This window comes from Actinophytocola algeriensis (assembly GCF_014203735.1).
Lineage (GTDB): Bacteria > Actinomycetota > Actinomycetes > Mycobacteriales > Pseudonocardiaceae > Actinophytocola > Actinophytocola algeriensis.
The window spans coordinates 1243316-1260169 of sequence record NZ_JACHJQ010000002.1 but is presented as its reverse complement, the minus strand read 5'-3'; the positions used below and the strand labels follow the sequence as shown (position 1 = coordinate 1260169).

16 protein-coding genes are annotated in these 16854 nt (G+C 68.1%); 10 read left to right on the top strand and 6 right to left on the bottom strand.

Translation table 11 applies throughout. The features are described 5' to 3' along the window. Window positions 1-2 precede the first annotated feature (2 nt). The 3 genes from FHR82_RS11940 to FHR82_RS11930 form a co-directional block, all read right to left on the bottom strand. Window positions 3-1130 carry an amidohydrolase family protein gene (locus FHR82_RS11940; RefSeq protein WP_184810318.1) on the bottom strand — a complete coding sequence of 376 codons (1128 nt, stop codon included), beginning with the start codon at window positions 1128-1130 and terminating at the stop codon, window positions 3-5. 48 nt (window positions 1131-1178) lie between these two features. Beyond that, window positions 1179-1970, bottom strand: coding sequence for an alpha/beta hydrolase (locus FHR82_RS11935; protein ID WP_376706398.1), 792 nt, complete (start codon window positions 1968-1970; stop codon window positions 1179-1181). A 132-nt stretch (window positions 1971-2102) separates the two neighbouring features. After that, window positions 2103-2333: a hypothetical protein gene (locus FHR82_RS11930; protein ID WP_184810317.1), complete on the bottom strand. Its 231-nt coding sequence runs from the start codon at window positions 2331-2333 to the stop codon at window positions 2103-2105. Between the two features lie 212 nt (window positions 2334-2545). On the opposite strand from FHR82_RS11930, the gene FHR82_RS11925 reads away from it, so the two are divergent. Beyond that, window positions 2546-2803, top strand: coding sequence for a hypothetical protein (locus FHR82_RS11925; protein ID WP_184810316.1), 258 nt, complete (start codon window positions 2546-2548; stop codon window positions 2801-2803). A gap of 331 nt (window positions 2804-3134) precedes the next feature. Here FHR82_RS11925 and FHR82_RS47980 read toward each other — a convergent pair whose 3' ends face one another. Next, complete coding sequence (locus tag FHR82_RS47980) at window positions 3135-3365, bottom strand: glycosyltransferase family A protein (RefSeq protein ID WP_184810315.1); 231 nt, start codon at window positions 3363-3365, stop codon at window positions 3135-3137. Window positions 3366-3680: 315 nt separating this feature from the next. Between FHR82_RS47980 and FHR82_RS11915 the strand changes: the two genes are divergently transcribed. From FHR82_RS11915 to FHR82_RS11905, 3 genes are all read left to right on the top strand, one after another. Next, window positions 3681-3872 (top strand): DUF2795 domain-containing protein, encoded by a 192-nt coding sequence (locus tag FHR82_RS11915; protein WP_184810314.1) that lies wholly within the window; start codon window positions 3681-3683, stop codon window positions 3870-3872. A 502-nt stretch (window positions 3873-4374) separates the two neighbouring features. Beyond that, complete coding sequence (locus FHR82_RS11910; protein ID WP_184810313.1) at window positions 4375-5529, top strand: aromatic ring-hydroxylating oxygenase subunit alpha; 1155 nt, start codon at window positions 4375-4377, stop codon at window positions 5527-5529. A 142-nt stretch (window positions 5530-5671) separates the two neighbouring features. Beyond that, on the top strand, window positions 5672-6898 hold the full coding sequence (locus FHR82_RS11905; RefSeq protein ID WP_184810312.1) for an MFS transporter: 1227 nt from the start codon (window positions 5672-5674) through the stop codon (window positions 6896-6898). 14 nt (window positions 6899-6912) lie between these two features. Here the strand turns inward: FHR82_RS11905 and asnB are convergent, their stop codons facing one another. Next, complete coding sequence (asnB, locus tag FHR82_RS11900) at window positions 6913-8415, bottom strand: asparagine synthase (glutamine-hydrolyzing) (protein ID WP_311771021.1); 1503 nt, start codon at window positions 8413-8415, stop codon at window positions 6913-6915. A 6-nt stretch (window positions 8416-8421) separates the two neighbouring features. Beyond that, a complete protein-coding gene (locus FHR82_RS11895) occupies window positions 8422-10218 on the bottom strand; it encodes an AfsR/SARP family transcriptional regulator (RefSeq protein ID WP_184810311.1) in 1797 nt (598 codons plus the stop codon). Window positions 10219-10461: 243 nt separating this feature from the next. On the opposite strand from FHR82_RS11895, the gene FHR82_RS11890 reads away from it, so the two are divergent. Genes FHR82_RS11890 through FHR82_RS11865 form a run of 6 tightly spaced genes read left to right on the top strand, consistent with a single transcriptional unit; the run spans window position 10462 to window position 16731 of the window. Then, window positions 10462-12036, top strand: coding sequence for a B12-binding domain/radical SAM domain-containing protein (locus FHR82_RS11890; RefSeq protein ID WP_184810310.1), 1575 nt, complete (start codon window positions 10462-10464; stop codon window positions 12034-12036). 21 nt (window positions 12037-12057) lie between these two features. Continuing rightward, entirely contained in the window at window positions 12058-12519 is a 462-nt protein-coding gene (gene speD / locus FHR82_RS11885; protein ID WP_184810309.1) for an adenosylmethionine decarboxylase, read from the top strand. Further along, on the top strand, window positions 12516-13631 hold the full coding sequence (locus FHR82_RS11880) for an NAD(P)-dependent oxidoreductase (RefSeq protein ID WP_184810308.1): 1116 nt from the start codon (window positions 12516-12518) through the stop codon (window positions 13629-13631). The genes speD and FHR82_RS11880 overlap by 4 nt, the downstream gene beginning before the upstream one ends. Next, window positions 13628-14437, top strand: a complete 810-nt coding sequence (locus FHR82_RS11875; RefSeq protein ID WP_184810307.1) for a class I SAM-dependent methyltransferase — start codon at window positions 13628-13630, stop codon at window positions 14435-14437. The genes FHR82_RS11880 and FHR82_RS11875 overlap by 4 nt, the downstream gene beginning before the upstream one ends. 5 nt (window positions 14438-14442) lie before the next feature. Then, window positions 14443-15252 (top strand): class I SAM-dependent methyltransferase, encoded by an 810-nt coding sequence (locus tag FHR82_RS11870; RefSeq protein ID WP_184810306.1) that lies wholly within the window; start codon window positions 14443-14445, stop codon window positions 15250-15252. Window positions 15253-15264: 12 nt separating this feature from the next. Continuing rightward, the gene (locus FHR82_RS11865; protein ID WP_184810305.1) at window positions 15265-16731 is read left to right on the top strand and encodes a flavin-containing monooxygenase; all 1467 of its coding nucleotides are present in this window, start codon (window positions 15265-15267) and stop codon (window positions 16729-16731) included. Window positions 16732-16854 lie beyond the last annotated feature (123 nt).

Here is a 16854-nt window from a genome sequence, read left to right as displayed (position 1 = left end):
GGTCAGTGTTTCGTTCGAGAGGCGAGTCGGGGGTGTAGGCGGGTGGCGTTGCCCGCACCGGCGGCGTGTGCGAGTCGTTCGGCGGTGTTCGTGTCGAGCACGTCGTCGGCGAGCCAGGTGTCGAGGAGGCGGCCGAGGTGGTGGCGCCACAGCGCGGCCGCGAGGTGGTGCAGTTCGGGCAGGACGTTGCCGTCCGACGAGTACAGCAGCGACTCGAACGGGGCGACCTCGAGTGTCTCGGCCAGGACGCCGCCCGCTCTGGTGCCGACGAACGGGATCATCAACCCGGTGTCCACGTACACGTGGTCGTACACGTGGGCCAGGTAGGCGGCGTGGCGGTGGTACGGCCAGCAGTGCAGCAGCACCACGGTGGCTCCGGTGTCCTGAGTGGATCGGAGGAAATGGGTGAGCCGCAGTGGGTCCACCTGGTGCAGATGCAGGTCGGCGTCGCCGAAGCCGGTGTGGAACTGCAGCGGCAGCCGCTGCTCGGCGCTGACGCGGGCGGCCTCGTGCACCACCCAGGCGTGCAGCACCGGGTCGGTCAGCTGCTCGCCGCCCGCCCGTAGCCAGTCGCCTGCGGCGTGCCGCGCCTGGTCGTCGGTGGGTTGGTCGCCGGGTAGGTCGAGCCCGGACCGGTAGGCGAGGACAGATTTCAGTGCGACCGCGTCCTGTGCCCGCTCGTGCAGTTCGGCGCGGAACCGGTCGAGCAGTGCGGCCGGTGAGTCCGCTCGGGCCGCGAGCCGTTCCGCGACCTGTTCCACGCGGAGCACCTCGTGGCCGGTGCCGCCACCCAGCTCGGCCAACTCCGCCGGTGACGTGTCCACGGCGTAGCCGGTGTCGAGCAGCCAGTGCTCGACCCCCGCCGCGGCCAGCAGCCGCTCGGTTACTTCCCGCCAGCCAAGCGCCGAGCGGCGTGCCAGGTAATCCTCCGGTGGGGAGTGTGGTGGCAGGTCCAGCACGGGGGCGCACCAGCGTCGCACCGCCAGCCCCAGCAGCGACTGGAAGCGGTCCCGGTTGCCTGCGGACTGTGCTTCCGCCAGTCCGGTGCCGAACTCCTCGGAATCCACGTCGCGGGTCAACACCCCGTGGCAGTGCTGGTCGACCAGCGCGATGCCGTCGGTCGCTGACATGTGACCACCTCCAGATACTGGACCGCCGCGTCGGCGTCGCCCAACCGGTCACCGCCTCGCGGTAGCCGAACTTCCCGAGCGCGCCTTTCTCGGTGTTCCGTCGGTGGTGGCCCACTCGGCGAGGCGGGGTTCCAGCGCGCGGTAGAAGTCTGGGTGCAGCGTCATGGCCGTGTGGCTGCTGCGGATCTCCACGCATTCGGCGGACGGGTCCTGGCACAGCCGCCACGGTGCGATTCTGTCCAGACGGGAGTACACCGCCAGCGCAGGCACACCGGCCGGCAAAGGTGCTGTCAGCGCGGTGGAGTGGGTGCGGTAGCAGGAGCCGGTTAAGCAGTCCGCGTCGAGCAGGCCCGGCACGCCCGCAGTGGACAGTCGAGTGAGGGCGCGGGCGATCCGCACCACGTTCGGGTTGGCGCCGAGCGGGTCGAGCACCGGGCTGCCGGCCGTCACCAGCCCGCGCACGAGGTCCGGCCGGCGGACCGCGACCAACCGGGCGAGCCAGCCGCCGCGGCTCTGTCCCAACAGGACCACCCGCCGTCCCGTGACCTCGGCGTGCCTTTCCAGCCGTCGTTCGACGCGGTCCACGAGTGTGGTGGTGCACCCGACGTTCAACCGGATCCGCGCGTCGGCCGGCCGGTAGCCGCGCGCCTGCAGCCAACCGCGGGTCAGCGTGAGGGTGCGGTCCCCGCAGCCGAACCCCGGCACGAGCAGCACTCCCAGCCCGGCACCCTGCCGCGCCTTCACCTGACACCAGGCGAAGTCACGCAACAGTCGCGGCACCATGCCGAGCATCTGTTCGTGTGCCTCGATCCACTGCGGCAGATCCCGGACACGTGACATCGGCTCGCCTCTCTTCTTCCACCCGGAATACCCGGTCGGCGTCGGGTGACACCCAGGCGGTTCGGCTGACGTGCCGTTGAGGAATCCAGCGTGTACAACGCAGCGGCGTGCCAGGACCGACCTGGTTGACGATCACCACCGTTGAGGCGGTTGGGAGTGGTCGGACCGCATCGGTGGACTGACCGAGGTGATGTCGGCGACCGAGGTGTTGTCGATGAGGTCGCGCAGGCGAGACAGAACGTCCCGAAGTTCGAGGCTCGCCCGGCTGAACCCCCTCGGATCGCGTGTGTCCAGACAGCGATCGATGTCGCGGTAGATGCCGCGGAGCCGGCAGAGGACATTCAGATCGGCCACAGGATTCACGGCTTGCTCCTCTCCGGTCCATGGCCGGCATCGTCGATGCGGCGGCCTGACAAGGTTCAGGTACCCGTCACCGCGCACCTGAACCCGGCGGGTATGGATCGGGTGTCCGCGCGGTTCAAGGTCAGGGGCCGAGGTGCCGGATGACGGTTTGAGGTCCGGCCTTGCCGGGAACAAGGACTCGTAACGAGTACCTGGACTGACGAGGTCGCATCATGGCCGTTGTCCCACCCTTTCCCGGCGCGATCATCACCTACCACGACCCCACGCGCCCGCAAGCCGCACCATTCCAGCGTGCTGTGGCCATGGCGGGCGCCGATCTGGTCGACCCGCAGGACCGGACACGCTGGGCGCCCGTCATGCATCCGGACGGCACCAGGTCCCTCGTACAACTGGACTGGATCGTCGACGTGACATCCACCGTGTCGCCGCCGAGCCGACAGGGGCAGCCGAGCGGCCGGCGGCAGCGATGAGCGACGACAACGCCCGATCTTCGACGAAGTCCGCCGACTGCTACCGCATGTTGACCTTCAGCGCGTCGATCCACCACTCGAACCGGACCAATCGACGGCGCAGGCCTACTAGCAGGAGATGCGGCGGTCGGACAGCACAGACCCGCCGACCCAGGTGATCTTGTAGGCGCGCCAGTCACCCGGTCGGAGGCGTAATTTGCGCTGAAGGTGGAACGGGTTGGCCGCGGTGTGCAGTGATTAGCGCAGCCAGGCAGGACTGTCGGGTGACATCGTCGCCGGCTCCACCGGCCCCTGCCACTCCTCGTACGGCGTGAGTTGGTGCGGTCATACCTCATCGACGTAGGACAAGCCGTGGAACCGCGGCACCGACGAAGCCGTGTTCGAGCTCGCCGATCGCTTCGCGCAGCCTGCCGACCGCGTTCGGTTCGAGCCACACGTCGTCGTCGAGGAACAGGACGTAGGGCGCACTCGCCTCGCCGAGGAGGAAGGCGCGGTGCTCAGCCAGTCCGCGCAGGGGAAGATGCCGGACGAACCGGACGGCCCGGTCCTGGACCCGTAACACCCGCGCGATGGACTGCGCTGACGGCGTCGTGTACGAGGGCTCGCCGTCGGACTGGTCCTGACCAGCACCCGGAAGCCGGGGTAGCTCTGCGACGCGAGACCGGCGAGGGTTGTCGCGAGTTCGGCCTGCCGGTTCCTGGTGGGAACGACGATGTCGATGTCGATGTCTGTCACCACGCCCGGGCGCCCGTGAACGCGCCGACGAAACAGGACCGGCGGAAAGTCGGGCCGGCTGGTTTACCTCCGCGGTACCTGGCAAATCCTGCCGCGTACGAGTGAACCCGATTGTCCTCTTAGGACACGAGGGGAGTGGGACATGTCCGCACCCAACCCGATCCAGATGCAGAAGTTCCTCGGCGGAGTGGACTATCCGTGCGACCGGGACGAGCTGGTGGAACACGCGCGGAGCAAGGGCGCCGACGATGAGGTGCTGCAACATCTCCAGGCGTTGCCTGACCGCACCTACGACGGTCCGAACGCGGTGAGTGCCGAGTTTGCCCGGAGTTGACCCATACCGCACGAAGGCCGGGACCGCGCACCGGCGGCATAATCCTACGAGAACCCAGTTGTGCTGGACGTTGGCGCCGGCGCAGGCCGCCTCGCCGGGGCCAGCATGGTCTGCGGCCCTGTTCGCGGGCGTGATCAGGTGTCCGTTGCTGATCGCCGGCCACAACGTCACCTCCTGGCCTCATTCGAGGTAACTGAGTTGGCGGCTTCACCGAGTGTCAAACGGTGGTCCACCCCGCGATCGAGTTGCTGGGACGTCGGGCAGCGGATGCTCGCGGCCGAATATCCCGACGGTGAATCCAGACTAAACGTTCGGCTGTTAAACCTGATGGAGCGGAACGGCTCGCCGTGCGAGGTCGAGGCGTTCGGGACGGTAAACACGAAGTGACAGGGAGTGTCGCAGGACGACGACGCTGCCGCCGCTGAACCGAGCGTGCGGAGTTTGCATGTTTGAGCACGTCGCGAGCAGGTCGCTACCACAAGCCGCCTACACCGATCCGGAGGTGTTCGCCGCCGACGTCGAGCACGTCTTCACTGTCGGTTGGCTGTTCGTAGGGCACAGCTGCGAGCTGCGCGCTGCCGGCGATTACTACACCGTCGACATCGGCCGCGACCGCGTAATCGTCGTGCGCGGGCGCGACAACGAGATCCACGCGCACCATGACGTCTGCGCACATCGCGGCTCGCGGATCGTCTCGGCGCCGCGCGGGAACACGCATTCGTTTGTCTGCCCTTACCACCGCTGGGTCTACGGGCTCGACGGCCGGTTGCGCGCGGCACGGCAGATGGGTCCGTGCTTTTCCACCGAGCAGTACCGGCTGGCCCCGGTCGCAGTTCGCGAGGTCGCAGGACTGGTGTTCGTTTGCCTCGCCGCCGACCCGCCGCCGTTCGAGCCGTTCGCCGAGGCGCTCGCTCCGCAACTGCGGCCGCATGGACTGGCCGACGCACGAATCGCCGCGCGGGAACGGTACCGGGTCGCGGCCAACTGGAAGACGGTGGTGGAGAACAGCCGCGAGTGCTACCACTGCGGCAACCATCCCGAGTTCCTGCGGTCCAACTTCGAGCTCGGAATGTACGGCGACCTGCGGACAGACGCCGGCTACGACGCTGTGCTGGCGGCGGCCCGTGCGCGGTGGCGTGCCCAGGGGCTGGCGCCCGAGGACGTCAACTTCCCCGACGGCGCCTGGTACCGGATCGCTCGGGTGCCGCTGCGCGAGGGGTACCTCACCGAGACTCTCGACGGGCACACGGTGGCACCGGTGATGGGCACCCTGACCGGCACTGACACCGGCAGTCTGCGCATGGTCGCGCTGCCCAACCTCCTGGTGGCCCACGCCAACTGCGACTACGCCATGACGACCGCGATCACACCGGTCGACGTGGGTACCACCGACGTCGAGGTGACCTTCCTGGTGCATCGTGACGCCGCGCTGGCCGACACGAACGCGCTGACCGCGGTGTGGCGCTCGACATCAGAACAGGACTGGTTGCTCTGCGAGCGCGCGTACGCCGGGACCGCCTCCCGCGGATACCGGCCCGGTCCGCTCTCCCCGCTGGTGGAGGGACCGTTGATGCGGTTCCACGAGTGGTACGTGGCCCGGCTGCGGGCCGGCGTCCGTGGCGAGACGAATGACCCGTCGTCGAAACTGCTGCTCTGATCGCTGTTCAGCCGTTCGTGATGCTCCGCCAAAGCATGCACAAGGGCGTTACCGGGTACGCAGCTGTCGTGACTCAGCTTGCTGACGGACCGGGAGCGACCGCCGCTGCGTGCCCGCTCCGGCCCGCGTCGGGATCGTTCCGGTGAAAGAAGGTGGCGGCCGCAGCCGGGCAGAGTCGCGTGACGACACCGGCGAACGCAGCCGTCCGGACCATCCGTCGGCGGTCGCGCTCGCGGTCGCCGGATCGGCGGCCGTGGCGACCGCGTTCGGCATGGCCCGGTACGGCTACGGCCTGCTGCTGCCGGACATCCAGGACGACCTCGTGCTCACCCCGACCATGCTCGGGGCGATCGGCACCCTCGCCTACGCCGCCTACGTCGTCACGACGACCCTGGTCGGCCGATGTGTCGTCCGCGTCGGTCAACGGGCGACGGTCGTCGTCGGTGGACTGCTCGCCGTCGTCGGGACGATCATCATCGCCATGGCCCACGACCCGGTCGTCCTGGCGATCGGGGTGGGCACCGCGGGCGCGAGCGCCGGTCTTGTACAACCCCCGTTCGCCGATGCCGTCGACCGGCTGCCCGCGACGATCCGCGCCCGCACCCTGGCGACGATCAGTTGTGGCACCGGGTGGGGGGTGGCGGTCGCCGCGCCGATCGCCATCGCGGCGGGCGACGAGTGGCGGGGCGCCTACCTCGGCTTCGCTGCATGCGCCCTCGCGAGCACGTTGTTCGCCGTGTACGTGCTGGGGCCCGGCCGAACCGTGCAGCCATCGGCACAGGGCGGTCCGCCGCGGCGCCGACCTGCGCCACGACCCGGCCACGGTGTGACGCCGATGCTCGTCGGCGCCCTGCTCGTCGGGCTCGGCAGCGCCCCGTTCTGGACCTTCGCTGTCGACACCGTGCGCGACGCAGGCCTCGACCAGACCGCGGGACGCGTGCTGCTCGGCGTGACCGGAGTCGCGAGTGTGCTGGCGATGGGCACCGCCGACGTGATCCGGCGTCTAGGTGCGGCCCGGACGTTCGTGCTGTGCGCGCTTCTGGAGGCAGTGGCCATCGCGACGGTCGGGTTGGCGCCGAGCCGCGTCGGGGTTGTGCTGATCGCCGCGGCCGCGTTCGGCGCCGCCTACAGCATGCTCGTGAACGTCTCAGTCCTCTGGGGTACGCGGCTCTACCCAGACCAGCCGTCGGTCGGCTCGGCCAGGGCGGTCGGGGCGCAGGCGGCCGGCCTGCTCTGCGGCCCGGTGATCGGTGGTCTCGTCGCCGACTTGATCGGGCTTACCGCCACCCTGCTGGGCGGCGCTGTCGTCGTTGTCATGGCCGCGTTCTTCGCCCCGCGGGGAGATGTCATCCAGAACGCCGCCCGGTGACACCCTGGCCCGTGTCACGACATGACGGGGGACTGACCGAGCGCGGATGTCCTGATGCCGTCGAGAGCGTCGCGCCACAGGCGGTAGTACGCCATTTCTTCCCGGTTGCGCAGTCGTGGCTCGACCGTCGAACGCGCCGCGCGGAACTCCGCCTCGGACACCGTCGAACTCATCCGGGACATGAGCACCTCGGACATGCCGGAGCCCGCGCCGAACTGGACTTTGCGCCGCCACAACACACCGTCGGGCAGCCAGCCGGAGAACGCCGATCGCAACAGGAACTTCTCGCATCCGCCGAAATCCGGCCTGCGCAGAGCGATCGGGGTGGTCATGGCGAGAGCGATGAGCCCTGAGTCCAGGAACGGGACCCGAGCCTCGAGCCCGAACGCCATCGAGGTGCGGTCGCACCGCTGCAGGTTGAGGCTGGGAAGCAGGCCGACGATCCGCTGGAGTTCCGCGTGGAGGAGGCCGTCGTCGCCCGCGAAGCGGTGGAGGTACTCGTACCCGGCGAACACCTCGTCGGAGCCCTCCCCGGTGAGCACGACCTTCGTATGCTCGCTGGCCAGCTCGGCCAGCAGGTAGTTGGCCACAGAACTGTGGATGAGCGCCGGGTCATAGTGCTCGACTGCCCGGATGACCGCCGGGACGGCGGCCACAGCGTCCCCCGCCGTGTAGACCCGTTCGAAATGCCGGGTGCCGAGGTGGGCGGCTACCTCGCGTGCGGCTCGCAGGTCGTCCGAGCCCTCGGTGCCCACGGAAAACGTCAGCAGCCGCTGTCCGCGCCGCGCGTACCAGCGTGCGGCGATCGCGGCGACGACACTGGAGTCGAGCCCACCGGACAGCAGGACGCCGACCGGGACGTCACCCATCATCTGCATTTCCACGCTCGCGACAAGGGCGTCTCTGACCCGCCGGGAGCACCCCGCGACGTCACCGGCGGCCGAGGACGGCGGGTCGGGCGGCAGAACGTGGGCGAAGCGGACGAGGCCCGAGGACGGCGTCCAGTAGTGGCCGGGTGGAAAAGGCTCCACCCACGGGCGATGCACCCGCTCGAACGCCTTCATCTCCGAGGCGAACAACACCGTGTCGCCGATCCTCGCCCAGTAGAGCGGTTTGATGCCGACCGGGTCGCGTGCGGCGAGGAATGGGTGCCGGCTTCCTGCCGTGGCGAAGGCGTACATGCCGCGCAAGCCCGCCAGCGCGGCACCTCCGCGAGTGAGCAACGAATGCAGGATGACCTCGTTGTCCGAACCGGTGCCCACGTTGTCGACCGTCAGACCAGCGCGCAGCGCCCGGTGGTTGTAGATCTCGCCGTTGCTGACGAGGTACTGGCCATCATGGGTCAAGGGCTGCGCGCCACCCTCGATGTCCACAATCGACAGTCGACGATGCCCTAGCCACGCGCCGTCTGTCCGGACCATGCCCTCGTCGTCGGGGCCGCGATGGGCGATCCGGCGCAGCATCTGCGGCCCGAGTTCCGGGTCGGCGGCGCTGTGGAGCGCTACGATGCCACACACCAACACTCACCTGCCTGTCCGGGGCTGCTCGATGAACAGCCGAACGAAGTAGTTCAGCCGGAAGTACCCGGCACCGGTGCCCGGCGAAGGCAGAACCTCCACCATGTGGTTCGCGACCAGCCCTTCCAGCAGTGCCTCGTCCGACGGCGTCAGCTCGCCGAGGGGCTGGGGGAGATCGTCTCCACCAGCCACGGGGCGCGCGCTCGCGGCGAGGCGGCCCAGCAGGTCACGTTCGGCAGCGCCGAGTCGTCGGTGGCTTGACGCGATCCGGGCGCGGACATCCAGTTCACCCAGCTGCAGTTCGTCCAGCTGACCATTGCCGGACAGCGTGGCCAGCAGCGTCCTGGCGGTCAGGCCTCGCTCCGCCGCCAGCTTGGCGCCGATGACGCACAACGCCACCGGCAGACCGCGGCACCACCGCACGAGTTCGCTGCTGCTCTTCGGGTCCTGCGCCAGCTGCTGCCGCCCTGCGAGGTTGCCCAGGATCGCCAGCCCGGTGTCGGCGTCGAGGGGGCCACACGTGAGGTGGACGGCACTGTCGAGCCCGGTCAGCGTTCTGCGGCTGGTGACAAGCACGGAACTCGCACCTGGGCCGGGGAGCAGGGCCCGTACCTGGGACTCACTGCCAGCGTCATCGAGCACGACGAGGATCTGACGGTCGGCGGTGATGCCGCGGAACAGTTCGGCGCGCTGGTACAGGCCAGGTGGTACGTCCGACTGGCTCACGCCCAGCGCGCGCAGGAAACTCAGGAGGGCGTTGGCCGTCGGCACCGGGCCGTCGGTGGCACTCAGCCGCGCGAACATCTGGCCGCCGGGAAACGAGTCCCGTACCCGTCGCGCCACATGCAGGGCGAGGGCGGTCTTACCGATCCCCGCGAGTCCGGACAGCGCCACGAGCGGCAGACCGCCCACCGAAGGCTTCAGCAGGTCCACAAGGTGTTCGGTTTCCCGGACCCTGCCGATGAAATCGTGGTGGCTGGCCGGCAACTGTCGTGGTATGGCGCTGCGACGCGGTCTCGACACCAGTTCCTGTCTTGGTCGGGACCGCAGCGCCAGGTTGTCGTTGAGGACTTCCTGCTCCAGCCGCCGCAGTGTGGTTCCCGGTTCGATGCCCAACCGGTCGACGAGTGCACGCCGGCCCTCCTGGTAGACCTCGAGGGCCTCGGCTCGACGGCCCAGTGCGTACAAGGTCCGCATCAGGTGCTCACGCAACCGTTCCCGGGTGGGGTGAACCAGGGCGAGCGCCGCGAGTTCGTCCACGGTCTCGGCGTAGCGGCCGACCGCCAGCTTCGCCTCGATGCGCATCTCCTCGGCGAATGCGCGCCGTCCGTTCAACCGCCGGGCTTCGGCGACGGTCCGCGGACCGCACGACACGTCGATCAGTGCCGGTCCACGCCACAGGTCCAGGGCCTCGGTCACAGCAACGACACACGAGTCCGTCTCGCCGCGGGCCGCCGCCCGCTGGGCGACAGCGACCCGCTCCTCGAACACGTTCCGGTCCAGGTAGCTTCCACGCAAATCCAGCGAGTACCCCGACGAGTAGGTGACTAGTTCGGGCCGGGAGCTCGTGGCGGACGCACCGGAAGAGCCGAGCTTCCTCCGTACGTGGGAGATGTACTGACGGACCAGGTTGACCGCCGAACGGGGCGGGTTCTCCTGCCAGATCTCGTCAACCAGCTGGTCGACGGTCACCACGTGGTCGTGTTCGCACAGCAACAGGGCCAACAGGGTGCGGTGCTTGCTCGCACTGACCCGTACGTGCCCGTCCGCGACCCGCAAGGGCCCCAGGATCTCGAAGTTCACGCCTGCCCCCAGACGAACGTCGCAGACTGTCGATCAAGCTTGACGCACTGTCCGAGGTCATACCCACAGCCATGTGGGGCAAACCAACCTGTGCCTACACGTCCCCGAAACCAGAACCGGATCGCGGCCGAACCCGGACTAAACCTCCGGCTGTTAGACCTGAATGACGAGGACGCGGCACCTTCGCGATTTCCGGATGTCGCCCATTTCCTTGGGTCGGCAACATTTCAGGAGGTAATGCTCATGACACTGCGGGTGGTGGCCTGTGCCGCGCCGCAATTCATCGAAGGTGATGTCGGGGAAAAGGCGTTGTCGAGCTCCGACCCCGCCAGTTTGTACAACGCCTGCCGGTACGCGGCCTCGCTCGCCGCGCAGGGCCGGGGCGCCTGGGGTGACAGCAACTGGGGCGGCGGTCGAGAGCAGCGCCGGGAGACGACACTCCTGCTTTGGAGTCTCCCCGAGGCACGACAGCGAATGCAGCGTGCCCTGGTGCGGGTCAGACCGAACCTCGTGCTGATCGGCGCGATGACCATCTGCCTGAGGGGCGCCATCGAAACGGCGGAGATGGTGCGTGCGGCCCTCGGTGACTCGGTGTGCATCGTTCTCGGTGGACGCCATGCCACGGAAACCGTTTATGCCGGGCGAAAGCCGGGGAAGGTCGCACACCACGTCTCCTCGCCGCTTCGGTTGATGGCGGAAGAAGAGATCCCGGAGGAGGTATTCGACGTCGTTGTCTCCGGAGACGGGGAGTACGTCATCGCCCGGCTCGGCGAGCTGGTGTCCTCATTGGACGAACGCGGAATGCCCGCGCGGTCGGCACGCCTGCACCTCGATGCGCTCACCGACTGTCCCGGCACCTGGATCGCCGGCTCCGTCAGCGGCGGCAGCGTCGCCGTGGTGTCCGGCGGGAACGTTCCCATCGACTACCACAGCATGCCGTCACCGTCCGCCATGTTCGGCATCACCGCGGCGTTCGACGTGTTCGGCGGGGCGCCCACCGCGCACGTGTTCAGCGATATCGGCTATGGCTGCATCTACGACTGCGCGTTCTGCAGCGAGCGGATCAGTGTGGTCGGCGCGCCGCGGCAGATGAGGTCCAGTGGAACGCGCCTGCACGCGCAGTTGTCGAGCGCCCGCCGGGTCGTCGACGAAGACCACGCCCCGGGGTCGGACGCCAGCGCGTTCGTCGAGGACTCGACGCTGCTCGGCTGGAACGCAAGGTTGGTCAGCCAGTTCGAGCAGTGCATGGAAGCCGAACCGGTGCGGATACGCCTGGGTGGTCAGGCGACGATCGACCAGATCGTGCGCAGCCCGGACCTCGCACACCGGATGTCCGCACTCGGCTTGGAGTACCTCTTCATGGGGCTGGAGACCCCGCTGCCGGATGTGGTCGGCGGGCTCCACAAGAACATCGGCGGTAAGAACGGCACATGGATGGAGCGCGCCGACCGGGCGCTGACCATCCTGGCTGATGCCGGAATCACGGTGGGACTGTCACTGTTGTTTGGGCTGGGCGAGGGGCGCTACGAACGAGATCTCCTCTTCACGGAGCTGGCGGAGTGGAGAAGGCAGGACATGTTCGGCGCCATCTCCATGAACTGGGCGACCCAGCACCCACTTCGGGACTCCGTTGTCGCACCCGAGTACAGGTACCTGGACTGGGCGGTCGGTCGCGGCCCGATGCTGCCGCTGCTGCGCCACTTCGGCGAGTCGTCAGAGTGCTATCCGGTCGCCGGTGGCAGCACCCCCGGAATGAGCGAGGTCAGGGACATCATCACCGCCACGGACATCGTGTCGCGACGTCGAAGGGCGAGCTGAGATCGACGGAGAGAGGGACGTATGACGCTCGTAGAACCCAAGGGTGCGATCCACCGGATGGGCGATAACCGGATCAGCGCGGGCACCCACCTTTTCATCGACATGTGGGACGCGAAGAACACCGACGATGCGGCAGCGGTCGGAAAGTCCGTCGAGTTGGCGGTCCGGTATGCGAAGGCGACACTGCTGGAATCCTGTTTCAGGAAGTTCGGCGACGACGGCGGAGTGACGGGGTTCGCCATTCTCGCGGAGTCGCACATCTGCGTGAACACATGGCACGAGGAGAAGATGGTGGCGGTCGACGTCTTCTTCTGCGGTTCGCTGGATCCCTACAAGTGCGTGCTGGCGTTCCAGCAGATCTTCGAACCGGGACGTATCGACATCAGTGAGCACAAGCGCCTTCTCGCGACACCCCAAACACATCCGGAGTTCGTCCGGCGGTCACCGGCGACGGGCGCGAGGAACGGGACGGGTGCCCGATGACCAAGATCATCGCTTTCGCGCGTGAGCGGTACCCCGGCGAAGCGCGATGCATGGTCGTGCCGAGCGAGGTGCCTGCGTACCGTGCGGCAGGGTTCGACGTGTGGGTCGAGACGAAGACGGGTGCCGAGCTGGGCATAGCTGACGCCGAGTTCGCGGACAACGGGGCGAGCGTCGTGTCCCGCGACGACGTCTGGCGTGCGGCCTATGTCGTGAAGTACAAGACGCCGCAGCCGGAGGATTTCCGGTACTTCCGCTCGGGCCTGACGTTGGCTTCCTCCTTCCATGCCGAGGGCGAGGTGGAGATGGTTCGCCTCATGTGCGAGTCCGGCATGACGGCGTACTCGCTGGAGTACTGCGTGACGCCGGACCACGTCGTGCCACTGCCGCGATCGGACATGGAGATCACCGGCAAGCTCGCCTTCATCCAGGGTGCCTACCTGTTGCAGGCACATTTCGGCGGCTCAGGCGTACTGCTCGCACACGTTCCCGGAGCGGACGACCCCAGGGTGCTGGTCATCGGTCATGGCAAGGTCGGCGGAGCCGCGGTACGCGCGGCCGCCGCCATGGGATGTGCGGTCACGGTCCTGGGGCGCGACCGTACCCGCCTGCGGGAGTTCGCGGCCACCGTCGGGCCCACCGTCACGTGCCGGCTGAACTCGGCGGACGTGCTGGAGGAGGAACTACGGAAAGCCGATCTCGTCATGGGCGCGATCCTGATAGCCACGGAGGACACGCCGCCGATGATCGAGAAGCGCCACCTGGCGATGATGAAGAAGGGGTCGCTGCTGATGGACGTCACGTGTGGCTACGGTGACGGCGTCGGCTGGATGCCGACGTTTCATCGCACCAGCTCGTTCGACGACCCGGTCTACGAGGTGGACGGTGTCCTGCACTACAAGATGGACCGGATCCCTTCGCGCGTGCCGCGCACGGCCTCGCAGGCGAAGAGCCGCAACGTCACACCGTACCTGATCGAGCTCGGCGACGCGATCTACGCGGAACGCGAGAACGCGTTCTTCACCACAGGCAAGATCGTCGAGGGTGGCAGGATCACCCACCCCTACCTCAAGGAGTCGTTCGCCGGCGCCCCCGGGATGGCGTCGCTGATATGAGCGTGGTCAACGACTACTCGCGCCGGTCGGAGATCTACGACGTCGAGTACACGGATGACAACGACCTGTCGTTCTGGGCGGCGCTCGCGGACGGCGCCGACACCATACTGGAGCTGCCGTGCGGGTCGGGCACGCGTGCGCTTTATCTTGCGGCACTGGGGAAGCACGTCACCGCGGTCGACCTCGAGCCAAGCATGATCGCGCTGGTCCGGCGAAAGCTGGCGCGCACCTCACCGCGACCACGCGTCAGGCCTGTCGTCGCCGACATGCGTGCGCTGGATCTCGCCGAGAGGTTCGACGCGGTCTTCGTCATCCGGGAAGGCTTCCAGTTCCTGACCGACGACGGCGAAGCCGTACAGGCGTTGCGCGGCTTCGCGCGACGGCTCGAGGACGATGGCTTCATCGCTGTCGATCTCGCCGACTTCTCGGCGCGTGTGGACGGCTCGCCCTACGCTCTCGGCTACTACGACAGGCGCGTCCCCGACGATGTCTGGGTCGACGAGTGGCGCCGTGTCACGGACGGAGCTGGCGGAGTGTGCACACGCCGTCGTCGCCAACGTCACCACCACGATGGCACGGTGACGATCGACTTCCACTACTCGCTCGACGAGGCGGGTGCCGGTGTGTGCGGCTGGCGGGCGTCGGTGCGGTACCGGCGGCACAACCGCGACAGTTTCCTGCGTCTCGCGGCGCGGTCTGGCCTGCGGTGCGCCGCGTTGTACGGCGACTACGCCTTCAAGCCCTACGAGGCCGGTGACCCACGAATGATCTTCATACTCGAGAACCGAGCACCCGGGAATGAGTGAGAGGCATGGTTCGCCAGTACACCAGGGAAGAGGTCACCGGCTGGATACCCGAGTCGACCCGGGAGTTCTCCAACGAGACCGGCTTCCGGGAGATCACGGACTGGGAGCACCTGAACGTCGACCGCGCCAGCCTGGCCTACTTCAACACGTACGCACAGAAGAACTTCTCCGGCCCGCTCGCGCACGGGATGGGAACCGAGCAGATCCTCGCCGCTCTCGACAGGTGGGGCGGGGGTGGCGAATGGCTGGATCTCGGCGCGGGAACGTCCACACTGTTCTGGTGCTGTGCTTTGGAAGAGGTCGCGTCGATTACCGTGGTGGACGCGTCGGTCGAAGCACTGGTGGTGCTGGATCGCATCGTGCGTTCATCCCGGGTCCCGCGGTGCTATCGCGACGCCTTGGCGATGTACGGCCGCGACGAACGGCACCTCGCTCGCTTTCGCGATGCTGGCTGGCGTTACCTGGTGTTCGACTTCTCCCAGACGTGGCCGGACGCGGTGCCACGCTCGACCTATGACTTGGTCACCGCGTTCGGTTGTTTCGGTCTGGCCGACGGCCCCGACCACTTTCACCGCAGCATCAACGAAACGGCGACCCGCGTCGCTCCAGGAGGGACGGTGATCGGTGCGAACTGGTTGCGTACACCCGACGCCATCGCGGAGAAAGGCTATGACACCACGTTCCTGTCCACCGATTTCGTTGCCGATGCACTGGAAACACGTGGGCTGGAGGCGTGCGAGGTGACCGTGGTGCCGATACAGGGGGAGGAATGGTACGAGGCGGTGGTCGTGTGGGCGGGACGTCGGGCCGTCTGAGGAGGGAGCCACGTGGGTCCTCCCTTCGAGGTGGCCGTCATCGGCGCCGGTATCGCGGGACTGTTCCTGGCCGACGAGCTGCGTCGGCGGGGAATCTGTCACACGGTCTACGAGCAAGCCCGCGAGGTTGGTGGCACGTGGCGGGACAACACCTACCCCGGTCTGTACGTCGATGTCGTCACGCGCGGGTACGAGCTCCCGTTCGCGCGCGGCCGCCGCTGGTCTCGACGGTACGCCCCGGGCCGGGAGATCCAGGACTACCTCGTGCGGCTCGCTCGCGGCCGGCGCATCGTCGAGCACGTCCGGTTCGGTTGTGAGATCCGCGCGGCCCGGTACGACGGCGGTCGCTGGGTACTGGACGCCGCCGACGGGCGGACGTTCACCGCGGACGTTGTGGTGAGCGCGACCGGCTTCCTGCGGGTGCCTGTCCTGCCGTCGATCACGGGACGCGACAGTTTCGCCGGGCCGGCGTTCCACTCCGCGTGCTGGGACCACTCGGTCGAACTGGACGGGCGGCGGGTCGGAGTGATCGGAGCCGGCTCGAGCGGCGTTCAGATCGTCACCGAACTGGGCATGCGCGGCGTGGAGGTCACACACTTCATCCGTCGACCGCAGTGGATCATGGTGCGCCCGAACCCGGCCATCTCGTGGTGGGAGCGGATGGTGCCCGCGCTGCCCGGAGCCGGGCGGCTGTGGGACCGGCGGCTGCGCGCCATGAAGGTCCGGGCCGAGGGCGGTGAAGGCTGGCGACTGGCGCCGGGCCCGGAACGCGACGGGATGCGGCGCCGGTACCTCGCCGAGCTGGCCCGCCAGGTACGCGACCCCGGGCTTCGCGCGCGGCTGACCCCGGACGAGGAGGTCGGCTGCCGGCGCATCCCGAAGTCCGAGCACTTCTACCAGGTGCTTCAACGACCCAACGTGACGCCGGTGACCGGTCCGCTGACCCGGATCACCCCGGCAGGCGTGATCGACGGCGACGGCCGCGCACACGACCTGGACGTCCTCGTCTTCGCCACCGGTTTCGACAGCCACGCCTACATGCGGCCGATGCGCGTCGAGGGCATCAGCGGTGTGACCGTCGACGAGCTGTGGGCGGACGGCGTGTACTCGTACCGCGGCGTCGCGCTGCCCGGCATGCCGAACCTCTTCCTGTTGAACGGGCCCTTCGCGCCGGTCAACGTGGTGCCGGCGCCGGCCATACTCGCCGACGAGGTCGGCTATCTGCTCAGGCTTCTGGACGTGATTCGTGCGCGCCGGGTCGCGCTGGCACCGACCACAGCGGCGACCCTCCGGTTCTGCGACACGGTGCGCGAAGCCTTGCCGAACACCACCTTCGTCGCGTGCTCGAGCTGGTTCACCGACCGGGCCGGACTGCCGATCGTCTGGCCGTGGACCGGCGCCGCGCACACCGAGCTGTTCGCCGAACTGAGCCTCGACGACTTCGCCCTGTTCCCCGTCGGGGCAGCCGCCGATCGCTGAACACTAGCTTGAGTTTTAACGTGTTCGGCGGGGTCGGGGGGTGCTGGACGTGGTTTTTGCTGCTGCGGGTCGTCGGTGTGTCGGCGCTGGTGGCGATGTGGACGTCGTGTCGTGGGGCTGGTC

Excerpts from the sequence above, each read along its gene's own strand:
- FHR82_RS11925 (WP_184810316.1), top strand. The coding sequence starts at position 2,546 with ATGGCCGTTGTCCCACCCTTTCCCGGCGCGATCATCACCTACCACGAC.
- FHR82_RS11915 (WP_184810314.1), top strand. The coding sequence starts at position 3,681 with ATGTCCGCACCCAACCCGATCCAGATGCAGAAGTTCCTCGGCGGAGTG.
- speD (WP_184810309.1), top strand. The coding sequence starts at position 12,058 with ATGACGCTCGTAGAACCCAAGGGTGCGATCCACCGGATGGGCGATAAC.
- FHR82_RS11935 (WP_376706398.1), bottom strand. The coding sequence starts at position 1,970 with ATGTCACGTGTCCGGGATCTGCCGCAGTGGATCGAGGCACACGAACAG.
- FHR82_RS11940 (WP_184810318.1), bottom strand. The coding sequence starts at position 1,130 with ATGTCAGCGACCGACGGCATCGCGCTGGTCGACCAGCACTGCCACGGG.
- FHR82_RS11890 (WP_184810310.1), top strand. The coding sequence starts at position 10,462 with ATGACACTGCGGGTGGTGGCCTGTGCCGCGCCGCAATTCATCGAAGGT.
- FHR82_RS11870 (WP_184810306.1), top strand. The coding sequence starts at position 14,443 with ATGGTTCGCCAGTACACCAGGGAAGAGGTCACCGGCTGGATACCCGAG.
- FHR82_RS11875 (WP_184810307.1), top strand. The coding sequence starts at position 13,628 with ATGAGCGTGGTCAACGACTACTCGCGCCGGTCGGAGATCTACGACGTC.
- FHR82_RS11880 (WP_184810308.1), top strand. The coding sequence starts at position 12,516 with ATGACCAAGATCATCGCTTTCGCGCGTGAGCGGTACCCCGGCGAAGCG.